Annotated in this window: 15 protein-coding genes; 5 read left to right on the top strand and 10 right to left on the bottom strand. The window is 63.8% G+C overall.

Translation table 11 applies throughout. From position 1 onward, the window contains the following. The first annotated feature begins 110 nt into the window (after nucleotides 1–110). Nucleotides 111–1,397: an NRAMP family divalent metal transporter gene (locus XI04_RS01160; protein ID WP_028142625.1), complete on the top strand. Its 1,287-nt coding sequence runs from the start codon at nucleotides 111–113 to the stop codon at nucleotides 1,395–1,397. A gap of 64 nt (nucleotides 1,398–1,461) precedes the next feature. On the opposite strand, the gene XI04_RS01155 is transcribed toward XI04_RS01160, so the two are convergent. The 6 genes from XI04_RS01155 to rocF all read right to left on the bottom strand — a co-directional run bounded on the left by XI04_RS01155 (nucleotide 1,462) and on the right by rocF (nucleotide 5,378). Beyond that, nucleotides 1,462–1,746, bottom strand: a complete 285-nt coding sequence (locus tag XI04_RS01155) for a hypothetical protein (RefSeq protein ID WP_028142626.1) — start codon at nucleotides 1,744–1,746, stop codon at nucleotides 1,462–1,464. 261 nt (nucleotides 1,747–2,007) lie between these two features. Then, nucleotides 2,008–2,517 carry a PRC-barrel domain-containing protein gene (locus XI04_RS01150; RefSeq protein ID WP_028142627.1) on the bottom strand — a complete coding sequence of 170 codons (510 nt, stop codon included), beginning with the start codon at nucleotides 2,515–2,517 and terminating at the stop codon, nucleotides 2,008–2,010. Between the two features lie 258 nt (nucleotides 2,518–2,775). Then, a complete protein-coding gene (locus tag XI04_RS01145; RefSeq protein WP_152036332.1) occupies nucleotides 2,776–3,198 on the bottom strand; it encodes a hypothetical protein in 423 nt (140 codons plus the stop codon). Nucleotides 3,199–3,303: 105 nt separating this feature from the next. Further along, the gene (locus XI04_RS01140) at nucleotides 3,304–3,648 is read right to left on the bottom strand and encodes a DUF1236 domain-containing protein (protein ID WP_018319180.1); all 345 of its coding nucleotides are present in this window, start codon (nucleotides 3,646–3,648) and stop codon (nucleotides 3,304–3,306) included. A 127-nt stretch (nucleotides 3,649–3,775) separates the two neighbouring features. After that, nucleotides 3,776–4,114: a hypothetical protein gene (locus XI04_RS01135; RefSeq protein WP_028142629.1), complete on the bottom strand. Its 339-nt coding sequence runs from the start codon at nucleotides 4,112–4,114 to the stop codon at nucleotides 3,776–3,778. Between the two features lie 286 nt (nucleotides 4,115–4,400). Then, a complete protein-coding gene (rocF, locus tag XI04_RS01130) occupies nucleotides 4,401–5,378 on the bottom strand; it encodes an arginase (RefSeq protein ID WP_271610034.1) in 978 nt (325 codons plus the stop codon). Between the two features lie 260 nt (nucleotides 5,379–5,638). Here rocF and XI04_RS01125 point away from each other — a divergent pair, with 260 nt between their 5' ends. After that, on the top strand, nucleotides 5,639–5,899 hold the full coding sequence (locus XI04_RS01125) for a hypothetical protein (protein ID WP_028142631.1): 261 nt from the start codon (nucleotides 5,639–5,641) through the stop codon (nucleotides 5,897–5,899). 15 nt (nucleotides 5,900–5,914) lie between these two features. On the opposite strand, the gene XI04_RS01120 is transcribed toward XI04_RS01125, so the two are convergent. Beyond that, the gene (locus XI04_RS01120; protein ID WP_271610035.1) at nucleotides 5,915–8,656 is read right to left on the bottom strand and encodes an EAL domain-containing protein; all 2,742 of its coding nucleotides are present in this window, start codon (nucleotides 8,654–8,656) and stop codon (nucleotides 5,915–5,917) included. Between the two features lie 59 nt (nucleotides 8,657–8,715). Continuing rightward, nucleotides 8,716–9,957, bottom strand: a complete 1,242-nt coding sequence (locus tag XI04_RS01115) for a FecR family protein (protein ID WP_173015795.1) — start codon at nucleotides 9,955–9,957, stop codon at nucleotides 8,716–8,718. Between the two features lie 131 nt (nucleotides 9,958–10,088). Here XI04_RS01115 and XI04_RS01110 point away from each other — a divergent pair, with 131 nt between their 5' ends. From XI04_RS01110 to XI04_RS01100, 3 genes are all read left to right on the top strand, one after another. After that, a complete protein-coding gene (locus tag XI04_RS01110) occupies nucleotides 10,089–11,885 on the top strand; it encodes a ShlB/FhaC/HecB family hemolysin secretion/activation protein (RefSeq protein WP_038949173.1) in 1,797 nt (598 codons plus the stop codon). 154 nt (nucleotides 11,886–12,039) lie between these two features. Continuing rightward, nucleotides 12,040–12,870 carry an alpha/beta fold hydrolase gene (locus XI04_RS01105; protein WP_028142635.1) on the top strand — a complete coding sequence of 277 codons (831 nt, stop codon included), beginning with the start codon at nucleotides 12,040–12,042 and terminating at the stop codon, nucleotides 12,868–12,870. A 302-nt stretch (nucleotides 12,871–13,172) separates the two neighbouring features. After that, entirely contained in the window at nucleotides 13,173–13,490 is a 318-nt protein-coding gene (locus tag XI04_RS01100) for a c-type cytochrome (RefSeq protein WP_038949174.1), read from the top strand. A 186-nt stretch (nucleotides 13,491–13,676) separates the two neighbouring features. On the opposite strand, the gene XI04_RS01095 is transcribed toward XI04_RS01100, so the two are convergent. Both XI04_RS01095 and XI04_RS01090 read right to left on the bottom strand, forming a co-directional pair. Then, complete coding sequence (locus XI04_RS01095) at nucleotides 13,677–14,018, bottom strand: phasin (RefSeq protein WP_028142637.1); 342 nt, start codon at nucleotides 14,016–14,018, stop codon at nucleotides 13,677–13,679. A 155-nt stretch (nucleotides 14,019–14,173) separates the two neighbouring features. Next, the gene (locus XI04_RS01090; protein WP_028142638.1) at nucleotides 14,174–14,359 is read right to left on the bottom strand and encodes a hypothetical protein; all 186 of its coding nucleotides are present in this window, start codon (nucleotides 14,357–14,359) and stop codon (nucleotides 14,174–14,176) included. Nucleotides 14,360–14,452 lie beyond the last annotated feature (93 nt).

The following is a 14,452-nucleotide window of genomic DNA, read 5'->3' as shown; positions in this document are numbered from 1 at the left end:
AAGTCGATTTAGCATTATCAGAAATAGATAGGACGCCTGCGCGGCGAGGAACTTTCGTTCCCTGATTAGCATTTGCTGTGAAAGCATCTGCCCCGACGAGGACCCCGTTCATGAGCGACCGCGCTCTCACGCCGACGAAATCCGCGCCGACGTTGCTGCAAAGGCTGGGGCCGGGCCTCATCACCGGAGCTGCCGACGACGATCCCTCGGGCATCGCCACCTATTCGCAAGCCGGCGCGCAATTCGGCTACGGGCTGCTATGGACGGTATTTCTGACCACACCGTTCATGATCGCGATCCAGCTCGTCAGCGCGCAGATCGGCCGGGTCACCGGCAAGGGACTTGCCGCCAACGTCATGAAGCTCGCGCCGCGCTGGGCGGTGCTGAGCCTGGTCGCCATGCTCGTTGCCGCCAACACGTTCAACATCGCCGCCGACATCGCCGCGATGGCCGAGGCGCTCTCGCTCGTCATCGGCGGCCTCAACCACGAGCACGCGCTGATCTTCGCGGCGGGCTCGACCCTGCTCCAGGTGTTCCTGCCCTATCGCCGCTATTCGCCGGTGCTGAAATTCCTCACCTTGGCGCTGTTCGCCTATGTCGCGACCGCCTTCACCGTCAAGATCCCGTGGAGCACGGCGCTGCTCGCCGCGGTGTGGCCCAAGGCCGATGTCAGCGCCGATTATCTGATGATGGTCGTGGCCGTGCTCGGCACCACCATCAGCCCCTATCTGTTCTTCTGGCAGGCCTCGCAGGAGGTCGAGGAGATGAATCAGGGCGAGCGCGACAAGCCGCTGCGCGAGCTCAAGCGCGGAGGCACCCACGAGCTCGACCGCATCAAGATCGACACCTTGTCGGGCATGCTGCTGTCCAACGGCATCGCCTTCTTCATCATCCTCACCACCGCGTCGGTCCTGCATGCCAACGGCGTCACCAAGATCAATTCGGCAACGGAGGCGGCCGAAGCGCTGCGGCCGCTGGCCGGCGATTTCACCTTCGCGCTGTTCGCGATCGGCATCATCGGCACGGGCCTGCTCGCGATCCCGGTGCTGGCGGGCTCGGCCGCCTACGGCGTCGCGGAGATCTTCGGCTGGCGTGCCACGCTGGAGGCCAAGCCCGACGAAGCCGCCGGCTTCTACACCATCATCGCCGCGGCAACCATCATCGGCTTCGGCCTCGGCTTCACGGGCATCGACTCCATCCACATGCTGGTGTGGAGCGCAGTGCTGAACGGCATCGTCGCTGTGCCCATCATGGCGATGATGATGCTGATCGTTTCGAGCCGCGCGATCATGGGCCGCTTCAGGGCCCGGTCATGGCTGATCGCGCTGGGCTGGCTCGGCACCGCGCTGATGGCGCTGGCCGTGCTCGCCTTGCTCGGCTCGTCGGTGATCGGCTGAGGTTAGAGCGGCGACAACGCCGCCGAGATCTGCGAGGCGGCTCCACTCATCGTGAGCAGCGAAGCTACGGCGTCACGGGGTTGACGGTCGGCGACGTCTTGGGTCCCGGCCGTGACGGCTCGATCGGTGATTTCGGGTTGGTCGGGAGCACCGCGGCACCGGCGGCCCGTGCCGCTTCTCCCGTGGTCGCATACATCGCAATATGGGCCGGCTGGGTCTTGGCGCGGCTCCAGGGGCCGTGATCGACAATCAGCATTGCCGCAATCGTCACGCCAGCCACGATCAGCGCGATCACACCGGGATGGCGGAGGGCGGCAGAGATGGAGCTCGCGAAACGAGTGTTTGTCATCGAAAGATCCGCTGTTGTCCTCATGCAGGGTTAATTCAATGGCGCCCCTCCCGGTTCCCCGCCTCCTTCGGGACGGGCGGTTCCAGCCTGCAGAGGCCACGATCCTGCGGTCGGGAAATCGACCCGGCCCGGCACCGCATTGCCGAACCGAGTGAATAGCTTTGGCTGAGTGTGAAGCACCGCTGCAAGCGGCTCCGGTGTGGGTCGGCATGAAAAGGGCCTCCAAATGGAGGCCCTCGATCTCGATAACGTTTCGTCCTGTCAGTTGTAGTCCGAATATTTGAACTGCGGGAGCGCCTTCAACTGCTCCTTGTTTCCGCTCATGACGGCGTGATCGGGGACCCAATCATTGGTGTTGCGGGTCGTGGCGTTGGTCGAAGCCGCGCCGGTCGTCGTCTCGCGGGAGGTGGTCGAAGTGCTGGTCGAGCTGGTCCGCACAGGCTCTTCCACGAACTTCAGCTTGTCCATCGAGACGGCGATGTCGTGCTCGCCCATTCCCAGGAAGCCGCCGATGCCGATCACCACCGCGTTGATCTTGCCGCTCTTGTCGACGAGCAGTTCGTTGATGTCGCCGAGCTTCTCGTTGGCTTCGTTGTAGACGTTCAGGCCCATGAGCTTCGAAGCGCGCCAATTGTCCTTCAGCATCATCTTATCGGCCGGCTGTGCGGTAGCAGCAGGAGCCGCTCGGTCAGCAGGCGGGGTGGATTGCGCCAACGCAGCGCCGCTGATCAGCGTGCTGGTGATCAGAGCTGCGGCAAAAATTGTCTTCATCGATCGTCTCCTCCAGTGAACCAGCATCCAGATGGGATGCCCGCCCGCCAACGCGTGAATGTTCCACTTGTTCCCGGTTGGGCACTGGGGCGGCGGCTCACAGCGCCTGTTTCCTGCGGCTATCGCTATCGCCGCATCGCGCGCCCCGCCTACGCCTATTACGGCGGATCTTATCCGGTCGTTCGGCGCCACTGGCATCGGCACCACCGCCATTATGGGCGCGGCCTTTTCCTTTACATCACTTGCGAAGTTTTCCGCTCACCACCATCCGCCGGACAACGGGTCGTGCCGCTCGAAGGCAAGCCGTCGCTCGGATGCCCTTTTCGATGATTTGGCCGAGCGCTTCGGATGCGAACGGGCCTCTGCGGAGATTCGCGCGGGCGGTTCTTTCTTAATCTGGTCGAACGGTGCTGCAGGCATGGCGGCCATGGCTTCACGCATTTGCTGCCGAGGTTCTTCAGGAGTTGGATCGGCCTGGGCGATCTTCGGCACATCGGCGCTCAGACGCGTATCGAATACGATCTTCTCCGGTAATCTTCTTGCCGACGTGATCCGGATGATGGTTCTGTCAGGATCTGCCATCGCTGCAGGCTCGCCGGGAGCCGGCAAGTACCGGTCGGCAGCGAACAGCAAGGTCAGCAGGAGCCCGCCGACGAAGACGAAATATCGAATGATCGGCATGACCGCTCGCAAACAAGAATAAGAAACAAGAATAAGGGTGAGGTATTGGGCGGGGCCGGGCTGGCGGGAGGCGGGCCGCCTGCTCAGCGACCCGCCTCCCGGGACTTAGTCGATCTCTTGGACGACCGTGCGCGTCGACGGATCGACCAGCATCACGCGTTCGCCCGAGTAGACGTAACGGTACCTGGTGAGCGAGGGGCCCCAATCGGCGGGCACGGCCTCGAGCTCGACCTCGCGCGGCACCGGCTGGCCGACCACGATTTTCTCTCGGGTCTGCACCGGGCGCACCTTGTGTTCGGTCACGTAGGTACGAATCTTTGTGCGGTATTCCGGCTCGATCTGCACGGCGGCGGCATGGCCGGTGCCGGTGGTGGTGACGACGGTCGACTGCGCCAGCGCGCCGGTCGAGATCAGCGCAGCAGCCGCGCACGTCAGCATCAGCTTCTTCATGGGTATCTCCTCACCGCAGGATGCGGCTTGCGAGAACCCAGGGACCGATGACAAGGTTCCAAAGATGTTGCCACTTTTTCCCGACGTCGCAGGACCCAATTTGGCCGAAGGGCCCGCGCGGCGTTCGCTAAGGTCGCGGTGTCGGCTGCGGCGGCGCAGCGGGTTGCTGCGAAGGTGCGGCGGGCGGCTTGGGCTGCTCCGCCGGCGCAACAGAATCTCCCCCGCCGTGTGGCACACAGGTGCCCACGTTGCTCAGCAGTTTTTTCGCCTCGAGATCGCGGGCCTTCCTGTAGTCGCTACGCCGGTCGATTCTTGCGGCGGCCACACGGTCCCAGGCATCGAACGCATCGGAGTAGTGCTGTCGCATTTGCGCTTCGGCGGACAGGCAGTCACTGAACTTGTCGAATACGAGATCGGTATTGACGGGGGCGACGCCACCCACGAGGACCACAAGCATCCATTTCATGGTGTCCGCCTACGTTCGCGCCCGCACATCGGGAACGGTGTTATGTCGGCAAAGTTCCGGCCGGGTCACCAGCCGATCTCTCTGACGAACATACTGAAGCGCCCCGAACGAGAGAGACCTGCGTGCACCATCGATATCCAATCTGCCGGAGCAGAAAAAAGGCCCCAGCTCGCGGGGATATCGGGGGCGTTCGAGCTGAGGCCATACGGGGTCGCCCTTGGGGAAGGGCATCGGGAAAACTTGGCAACCGAGGGAATGTTCCTGCCTAATTTTGAAGGCGACGGCATCACTCGCCCGGAGCGATCGCGTTGCTCGGCGTCGGTCGGTCGGTGATCTGCTGGCCGAACAGGCTGCCGATCAGTTCGACCGCCGTGCGCGCGGTCCGGCCGCGCTCGTCCAGGAACGGATTGAGTTCGACGATGTCGACCGATCCCACCACGCCGGAATCGTGCAACAGCTCCATGATCAGGTGTGCCTCGCGATAGGTCGCTCCACCCGGCACCGTGGTGCCGACGCCCGGCGCCACGCACGGGTCGAGGAAATCGACGTCGAAGCTGACATGCAGCACGCCGTTGCTCGCCTTGACCCGCTCGATGACGCGCCGGATCAAGACGGCGACGCCGAACTCGTCGATCTGACGCATGTCGACGACCCTGATCCGGCGCGCGCGCATCAATTCGTTCTCGAGCTTGTCGATCGAGCGCGCACCGAACAAATCGAGCCTGTCAGGGGTGATCGAAGCGCGCGGATCGTCGCCGAGCAGGCCCTCGAGGCCGGGCTCACCACACAGGAACGCGGCCGACATGCCGTGCATGTTCGCCGTGATCGTCGTCTGCGGCGTGTTGTAGTCGGCATGGGCATCGAGCCAGAGCACGAACAGCTCGCGTCCACGCTCCTGCCAATGACGCGCCATGGCATTGACCGAACCCATGGACAGTGTGTGATCGCCGCCGAGAAAGATCGGCAGCGCGCCGGTTCTCGCGATCTCATGGCCTCGTTGGCTCAGAACGCGCGTCCAGCGCTGGATCTCGCGGTAGTGATTGGCCCTTTCCGGCGGCCTGTCGGTGAGGTCCCCGACTTCGGCCACGGAAAGATCGCCGTAGTCGACGACCTCGAAATCCAGGCTTTCGAGCAGTGTCGCAAGGCCTGCGGTGCGCAGCGCCGCGGGGCCCATCAAGGTGCCGCGCTGCGAAGCCCCCATGTCGATGGGAGCGCCGAGCAAGGCGATGCGCCGGCCTCGTTCCGTCACGGTCCGATCGGTCACGGCTGTCTCCTGACATCAACGAGCCACCGCCAGCCTAACAGAGATTCGCACCCGTCGTTTCCCGGGGTAGGTCCGCCGTGGACGTCCTATCGTTCGGAACAAAATCCCGCGCGCTGAATTGCCCATCCAAGGCCGGCACCCGCCGTAAACCACGGCGCCTGTCGCGGATAGCCAAAGGTCATCAAGACCCGCTGTTCAGAACGAGCGCTCGCGCGGATAGCCAAAGGTGCGGCCCATCGTCAGGTCTGGAGGTCGCGCAGTTGAGCACGGAGATACCGGAATCCACCTCGCAACCCGGCATGGCCGAACGTGCCATCGATACCGCGGCGGACGTCTCCCGCACGGTAGGCGAAGTCGCGGGAGGCCTGCACGCAGCGGTCGACCGTCTGACCTCCGCGGTCGAGGAATCGCGCAAGCCCGGCGGGGCACTCGCGACAGTCGCCGCGATCACGCGCGAAGCACCGCTTGCGAGCCTGTTCGTCGCTTTCCTCTTTGGCGTCGCGGTCGCGCGCCGGCGGTAGAACGAAGCCGCCTGCTCAGGCAGCGCTGGCCGCGTCGAGTTCGGTTGCCAGGAATTGCTTCTCGAACGCCTCGGCAGGCATCGGACGGCCGAAGAAATAACCCTGTCCTTCCGCGCATCCCATGCTGACCAGGAAGTCGGCAGTCGCGCGGTTCTCGATGCCTTCCGCCACGACCGTGAGGCCGAGCTGCTTGCTGAGGCCGATGGTCGAACCGACGATCGCGGCATCGTCGGAATCGGCGAGCAGATCGAGCACGAACGAGCGGTCGATCTTGAGCCCGTCGAGCGGAAACTTCTTCAGATAGCTGAGGCTCGCATAACCGGTGCCGAAATCGTCGAACAGGACGCGCACCCCGAGCTCCTGAATTCGCTTGAACATGTCGAGCACGCGGCGTTCGTCCTGGATCAGGATGTCTTCGGTCACCTCGATTTCGAGCAGTGACGGGGTAAGCCCCGTCGCTTCGAGCAACGCCGCAACCGAATGCGCGAGATCGCCGGAGTGAAGCTGCGAGGGCGACAGGTTGATCGCAACACGCACGCCGTTGCCGGATAGTTCCCAGTCACGCGCCTGACGGCAGGCGGTCTCCATCACCCAGTTCGCGATCCGCTCTGACAATGCCGAGGTGTTGACCACCGGCATGAATTCTCCGGGCGAGACGTAGCCACGCACCGGATGCCGCCAACGGATCAGCGCTTCGGCCCCGATAAGGCTGCCGTCGATCAGACGAACCTGGGGCTGGTAGAACAGTTCGAACTCGCCGCGATCCGCCGCAAGCGCCAACTCGCTCTCCAGCGTCAGCCGGTTCTCCAGCTCCTGCCTGATCGCAGCCTCGAAGATCACATGGCTGCCGCGCCGCGTCATCTTGGCCTTGCTCAACGCCAGATGAGCATTGCTGAGGAGTTCGTCGGCGCTCTGTCCGCCTTCGCCGTAGACCGCGACGCCGATGCTGATCCTGACACGATGCTGGCGCGTGCCCGTCGCAAGCGGCGTTTCGAATGCACGCGCGATCCGCTCGGCGAACTTCGCGATCGGCTCACCGCCATCTGCGGCTTCGCGCACAATGGCGAATTCATCTCCGCCGAGCCGGGCGACGATCGCCCGACCTCCGGCCTGACCCTCCAGGCGAATGGCGACCGCCTGCAGCACCAGATCTCCCGCCGAATGCCCCAACGTATCGTTGATGCCCTGGAAGCCGTCGAGCCCGATGACGAGCAACGCGACTTCGCGAGGCCGTCGCTCTGCATTCGCAATCATGCCGGCCAGTCCGGCATGCAGCGTGTTGCGATTGGCAAGACCGGTCAGTGCGTCGTGTTCGGCAAGATATTTGACGCGTTCGGCTTCCCGCTTGCGGACCGAGATGTCGCGCAGGATCGCGCCGTACTGGAAGCCGTCCGTTCCCTGCCAGCCCGAGAAGCTCGCCTCGACGGCGAAGGTTTCGCCATTCTTGCGCCGGCCCTCGAACTCGACGACGACCGCCCCGCCCGGAACCAGCAGCGCCTGGCGCGCGGCGTCGTGCATGGATGGCCTTGCATCGCCGTCCACCGGCACGGCGCATAGCGTTTCGAACGGACGGCCGATCATCTCCGCCGGCGCGTACCCGAAGATCGTGCTCGCGCCGGGATTCCAGACCGTGATCCGGTGATCCTCGTCGGTGCAGACGAGACCATCGCCAAGCGACATCGCGATGCGGTGAAAGCGGCTCTCGGCGATGCGTCCCAGGAGACTACGGAAATCGATTTCGTCCAGCGCAATCGCGGCAAGATAGGCGACGATCGCGATGTGAAATAGCGATGTGTCGATGACGAGGGGCCATCTTGCCTGCACGAGGGCCGCGACCAGCTCGATAGCCAACCCGGAGGCGATCAGGACCGCGACGCGAATTCCTGGCGCGAGGCGACGCCACGCATACATCATCAGCAGGCAGATCGCGCCCAGACCCAGGATCATGCCGATATCGGATGTCCAGTGCAGCATCCGGCCCTGGAGGATCGATTCTGCGGCCAGCGCCTGGAGGACCGGCCCCGAGACGATCCTGCCGTTGGGAACGCTGAACCGGTCACCGAGCTCGAGCGCGGTGGCGCCGACGATGATCTTCTTGCCTCTCACCTTGTCGAGAGTCGCGGCATCGCCGCGCAGCGCGTCGACATAGGAGACGCTCGGAATGGAGGTTGCACGAAGGCTGAAGTCGATCAGGAAGGGCGGCCGCCGGTTGGCATCCTGCCCGGCCAGCACGACGGCCATCGACGGCATCAAGGCATCGCCGAGCTTCTCGCCGAACGGATAACGACGAACGAGCCCGTCGGGTTCGACCGCGACGTTGACGACGGCCGGCCACGACTGGTTGCTGAAACCCTTCAGGGGGCGATTGATGTGCGCCGTGCCGCCATTCGGCGTCGGCTGCTTGAAGGACGGCAGGATCGTCGAGCCGCCGACATCGCGGAGCGCCTTGACGAAAGCCTCGTCGGACGCCGGATCGGACGGCGTGCTGAAATCGACGTCGAACGCGATGTCCCCCGCGCCCGCCGCCTCGAGCCTGCGCAACAGCTCCGCGTGGAGCCGGCGCGGCCACGGCCACACCCCGATCTGATCGATGGACGGTGCGTCGATGGCCACCACGACGACATTGCCGCTGGCCGCTCGCGATTGCCAGCTGAACCGCAGATCAGTGAGCGCGTTGCGAAGCGCACCATGCCATCCCGTGGACAGCACGATCGCAAGCGCGATCACGACGAGAATATGCGGCCGATAACGTTTCACCCGATCCTCCCGCGCACCCGCTTCAACGGATGCGCCCCCTCATCCCCTGGGAAACCGCCTCAGCGCCTGTTGTGGCCGTAGGCATTGCCATGGCCGTTGCCGCCGCCGTTCCCACTGCCGTTGCCGTTGTTGCCCCTGCCGTTGCCGGTGGCACCATGGTTGCCGTTGCCGTTGTTCCCGCTATTTCCGTTGCCGTTGTTGCCGGAATTGCCGTTGCCGCCGGAGTTTCCGTTGTTGGCGCCGGGGCTGTCGCTGGATGCACCGGCTGCCGCTGCCGCGATCGCCGCACTCGCAGCCGAGGCGCTGCTGCCAGCAGCTGCCGCACCGCTCGTCGTTGCCGCAGTCTGGACGGAGCTGTTGGATGCCGGCGTATTGGATTTGCCGTCGCTCCACACCGTGTCAGGACCGGCGTTGGCGTTCGCGTTGCGCACCTGTCCGGGAGCAACCGCGCCGTGGGCGAGCCCATTCGTGACCTTGTGGACATTCAGCCTGACTTCGCCGAGCGAGCTCGAGATGCGCACGACGCCGGCCTTGGAAACATGACCTCCAGCCGCCTGATGCGACGGCTTCGGCACGCCAGCCGCCTTGGCCCCCTTGTCGATGGGACCGAGCGCATGGATCGCATGGCCGCTCGCGGCATTGCGCGGCGCCGACAGGCCCGATTTCGGTACGGGGACACGCTCGATCGTCGAGGCGCGCGGCTTGCCATGCTCGATCGGATTGAACGTCCCCGCGCCGCTCAAGCTGAGTCCAGGCTTGCCGTGCTCAAACACGGTGGCCGCTTGTCCCGGCATGACCTGGGCAATCTGTCCCGTCTTGAAGTCGGAGACTTCGACCTGGCCGCGGAGCACGCCGACCTTGGTGCTGCCAGCTCCCACCGTGACGCTGAACTGCGTTCCCTTGACCACGGCGGCGAGATAGGGCGTCTCGACCTCGAAATGCTTGACGTTGCGCTTCTCGACCTCGAGCAGGATCGATCCCGCCCGCTGGATGATGGTGGTCGAGAGCCCCTCCTTCTTCTCCGAGGGCAAGCCGATCACGGAGTTGGGAGAGATCAGAATGGTCTCCTCGCCGCGGACGAGCAGCACCCGGCCGTTGCGTCCGGTGCGGATGGTATTGCCGGGCTTGAGCGTCGCTTCCTGGTTCAGCGAGACCTGTTGCGCGCCGTCGGTCGCGACCCACACCTCGCCGGTGGCCTTGCTGACCGACCAGACGCCATCCTCCGCGGTAAACGCAGCGGAAGCCGTTCCAAGGGTCAGCGCCGCCACGAGGGCACACCGCATTCCAATTCTGCCAAGCATCACGATCCTCAGTCCGCGTTACAGCCGGAGCTGAGGGGTATCCGGAAATCACTCAAGAGAGGATTAGCGGGAAGCGGCCCGTGCAGTGGCAGCATTAACCAATCATTGACCATAAAAAACTATGAAAAATCATGCGGATAACGAACCCTTACCGCCCCATCGCAAAGTCTCCGTCAAACTACGGAGAGAGATTCGCGACGTACGTTGAGCAGCGGCATCTCATTACCGCGTTGGTGATGGTGGTACCGATCTTTGCGGGAATTTCCCAGGCGTTCGCACAACAGGCGAACCAGCCGGGTTTCGATCCGCGCCAGCCCGAGAAATATTTCGATAACCAAACCGAGCGGGAATCGCTGAGCCGGCCTCCGGTCCGGCTTCCGGGTGTCGGACAGCCCAACACCGGCGGCGATACCAAACCGCAATTCGTGCTGCGCGGCGTCAACGTCAGCGGCGCACACACCGTATCCCAAGATCGGATCGCCGCGATCTATCAGCCCTATCTCGGCAAGCAGGTCTCGCAGGCGGATCTCGCCGCGATCGCCGGCGCGATCAGCGATCTCTACCGCGCCGAGGGGTTCCATCTGAGCCGGGCCATCGTGCCGCCGCAGGACATTGCCGACGGCCGGGTACGGATCCAGGTGATCGAAGGCGCCATCGTACAGGCCGAGCTGAAAGGCGACGGCGCCGAGCAGTTCGGCGTAAGGCCGATGCTCGGGCCGGTTCTGGCCGAGCAGCCGTCGCGCCTTGCAACACTCGAACGCAAGCTCTTCCTCATCAACGGCAGGCCGGGCGTCCGGATCACCGATACCGCGCTGGAGGAGATCGGTGGCGCGACCGGCCGCTTCCGTCTCACAGTCGTTTTGAAGACCTGGCACGCCTTCTCCTCGTTCGGTCTGGACAATCTCGGATCATCTTCCGTTGGCCCGTGGCAGAGCTACGCCACCGGCGCGTTCAACTCCTACCTCACGCCCGGCGACACGCTGGCAGTCAACCTGTCGACGATTGCCAACGATCCTCGCCAGCTCGGCTTTGCGCGGCTGTCCTACGACACGCCCGTCGGCGTCGACGGCGTGCGCCTCGGCGCTTCCGCCCTGTACAGCGCGGTCCGGCCGGGCGATGCCCGCCGCCTCGACAGCGATATCACGACGACCGAGGCGTTCGAGCTGCGCGCCAGCGTCGTCCCGCTGCAATCGCAATCCTCCACGCTCACGCTGACTGCGGCGACGACCTTCAGCAATGTGTCCGAGCACGACCGTTATGGTCCCTGGTACAACGACCATATCAGGACCGCGAGCCTGACCGCCGACTACCGGCTGCAGGATCGCTTCGGTGGCACCAATCTTGCGACGCTGACCTACCGCCAGGGCCTCGACATCTTCGGCGCCTCGCATTTCGACGACGACCTGTTGTCGCGCGACGGCGCATCTTCGAACTTCTCGGTGCTGAACCTCTGGTTCACGCGCTACCAGACGCTCAACGATACCTGGTCACTCAGGCTCTCCGCGGCGAGCCAGACCGCATCGCGGCCACTGTTCACCTCGCAGCAATTCTATCTCGGCGGCGTGGCCTTCGGCCGGGGCTATGGCGCAGCCGAGATCAGCGGCGACAACGGCCTTGCCGGCTCGCTCGAACTGCGCTTCGACCAGAAGCTCAATTTCCGCTACTGGACCGGCTATCAGCTCTACGCCTTTGGCGACGCCGGCGCCGTCTGGAACGACGGTTACCGCCTGAGTGACGGCCTGTCGCTCGCATCGGCCGGGGCCGGTGTGCGCTTCTTCCTGCCAGAGGATATCCAGGCCGATCTCGGCGTAGCGGTGCCCTTGAGCTACCGGGCACCGGACAACGAGCGCCGCAGCCCCCGCTTCCTGTTCACCCTGTCGAGCGCGTTCCGGCTCTGCCCCGAACGCGGCAAGTCCGGCTGTCTGTAGCCACCCGTCGTTCGCACGGTGAGCCTGGCATGCGGTCCTTTTTGCGGGCTTGCTCACAGACTTGCCTAAATTTAATCCCGTAAGCTGCTCACGATCGCTCGATCCGGGAGTTCCCAATGACCATGTTCAGTCAAATGTGATTTGAGATGAAACCATGAAGAGGGTGTTTGCAATCCTGGCGTTTCTCTGCGTCCTCGGCGTCGGGGAATATTTCGTCGTTAGTCGGTTCGCGATCCGCCATGAGACTTTGGCGCTGTTCGACGCCTCGCGGCAGCGGCCGATCTCGGTCGACGTGGCGGTGCGGCGCGATTACGAGACCAAGGCGAATCTCGGCCTCTGGAAACTCCCGCTCGCCATCATCAGCAACGGCAACACCGTCAAGGCCACCGAATACTCCTTCCTTGCCAACGTGCTTGCCGCGCGCGGCTATCTGGTTGCCAGCATCCAGCAGGACCTGCCGAGCGATCCGCCGCTGATGACCCATGTCGGTCAGCAATATGTCGGCCGGCGCGAGGTCTATATCCGCTGCGAAGCCAACATTCTGTTCGCGCTGGACAAGCTGAAGAAGCAGCACGAAAACGTCGATTACGACCACATCACCCTCGTCGGTCACTCCAACGGCGGCGATGTCTCCATGTATGTTGCCCATCAGCACCCGGAGCTGGTGTCGAAGGTGATCACGCTCGACAATCTGCGGGTGCCCTTCGTGGTCAGCGACGGCATGAAGATCCTGTCGTTCCGGTCAAAGGATCCGCATTTCCTGACCGATCCCGGCGTGCTGCCGACGCCGGAAGAAGCCAAGGCGCGCGGTATCGACATCGTCCACACTGGCGCGCAGCACACGGAAATGAGCGATCGCGGTCCCAACTCGGTCAAGGAGAAGATCCAGGAAACGCTCGACCGTTTCCTGCGCGACAGCGCCAGCAGCGCGCTTGCGCCGGCTGATACGAAAACCCCGATGATCATGAATCCGGGCGACTATTAGCCCGGAACGCTTTGCGGCAGATCAAGGCGGCTCCGAGGCGCCGGGATAAAAGGGCGATATAGCCTCGGAGAGGGACACGTGTCGCACTACATTGAAAGTCTGGATACGAGAAATCTCGATACGAGAAGTCTCACGAGAAGTCTTGGCCTGCCCGCGGCGAGGATGCCGGCTTTCCTACGGCATCTCTATCGTTCGGCCCGCAAGCTGCTGCGGTCGATCATCGCCCGGATTGATCTCTCGCAATTTCCGGGATCGTGCTGCGGATAAGCATGGGCCGCTAATCGATGCATGAAAGTTACCCTATGCACCAGCATTTGAGACGAATTTGCCTGCTGCTTGCCGTAACCTCGAGCTTCGGCACACCGTCGGCTCTCGCGGCCAATGCCGATCACGGTGCGGACCTCGCCAAACGCTGGTGCGCAAGCTGCCATGTCGTCGCGAACGGCCAAACCCAGGCGAGCGCTGACGTCCCCTCCTTTGCCTCCGTCGCGCGCAGGCCGGACTTCAGTCCGGAGAGGCTCGCCTTCTTCCTGCTTGATCCCCACCCGAAGATGCCGAATTTTCCCCTGAGCCGAACCGAAGCCGGCGACATCGCGGCCTACATCGCTTCGCTGCGCTAGTGACACGCCGAGCACGACGCTCGCCACACATGCAAATCCCCGCCGGAGGACCGGCAGGGATCAGCAGAAGGACGACAGACGGCGAATGTGGTCATTCGGTGGCCCGTCATAGATCTGAGCCGGCATCGAGGTTCGGATCGCCACGCCGCGCAAGTTCAATTGTGGGCATGCTGCGCGCGCAGAGAATTAGGACTTCCCTTTGCCCTGTTGCATGAGACTGCCGGTCATCTGGCGCATGTGATCTCCGGCGCTGGTGAACTGGCTGCGCAGGAAATCGGACTGGATTCGCATCGCTTCCTGAAGGTCGGTGGCATGAACCAGCTTGCGCGCATGCTCGAAGGCCGACTTCATGTTCTGCTCAGTGAAAACCAGCGCCTGCTTCGACACCTCCGTCCCCGGTCCTGGAACGGACGACATCGATTTGGTGGCGGCGTCGAAAAACATGCCGAATGCCTTCTCCGCCTGATCAATTGTCTTCTCGGCCAGGTCGCGCAGTTCGGCCGGAACTTCGAGCTTCGGTTCGATCATGGTCGCACTCCTCCCGTTTTCCCAATTGAATACCACACTTGCCGGATCGCCTTCCAGCGGCCAGCCCGCGTGGAAACGTCGCCGGCGGTCCGGCTCCGGCGGGAAAACGAACGGGAAAACGAGAGAGACGGCGTAAGGCCGGCGCTCGGCCGGGCTCAGGACAAGGGGTGCTCGGGCAGAATTTCTTCGGTGGCGAGGTCTTCGACCAGCTTGATGACCTCGAAACGCTGTCGAGGCGCGAGCTTCAGGAACGCGCGGAGCAGGCGCAGGCTTTCGACCGTGCCGCTCGCCGGCGCGCCGAGCTTGAGGTGCAGTTCAGCCGCGAAATTGAGGTTTTTCATCTCGCACCTATGACAAGCATCGGCTTCGTGACCCGCTCAAGAACCGAACGCCATAACAAGACGCCATACAGGACCCATGGCGACGAACTCTCG

It is taken from the genome of Bradyrhizobium sp. CCBAU 11430 (assembly GCF_028128855.1).
Taxonomy (GTDB): Bacteria; Pseudomonadota; Alphaproteobacteria; order Rhizobiales; family Xanthobacteraceae; genus Bradyrhizobium; species Bradyrhizobium ottawaense.
Note: the sequence above shows the minus strand (reverse complement) of the source record. Positions and strands in the feature narration are given on the sequence as shown.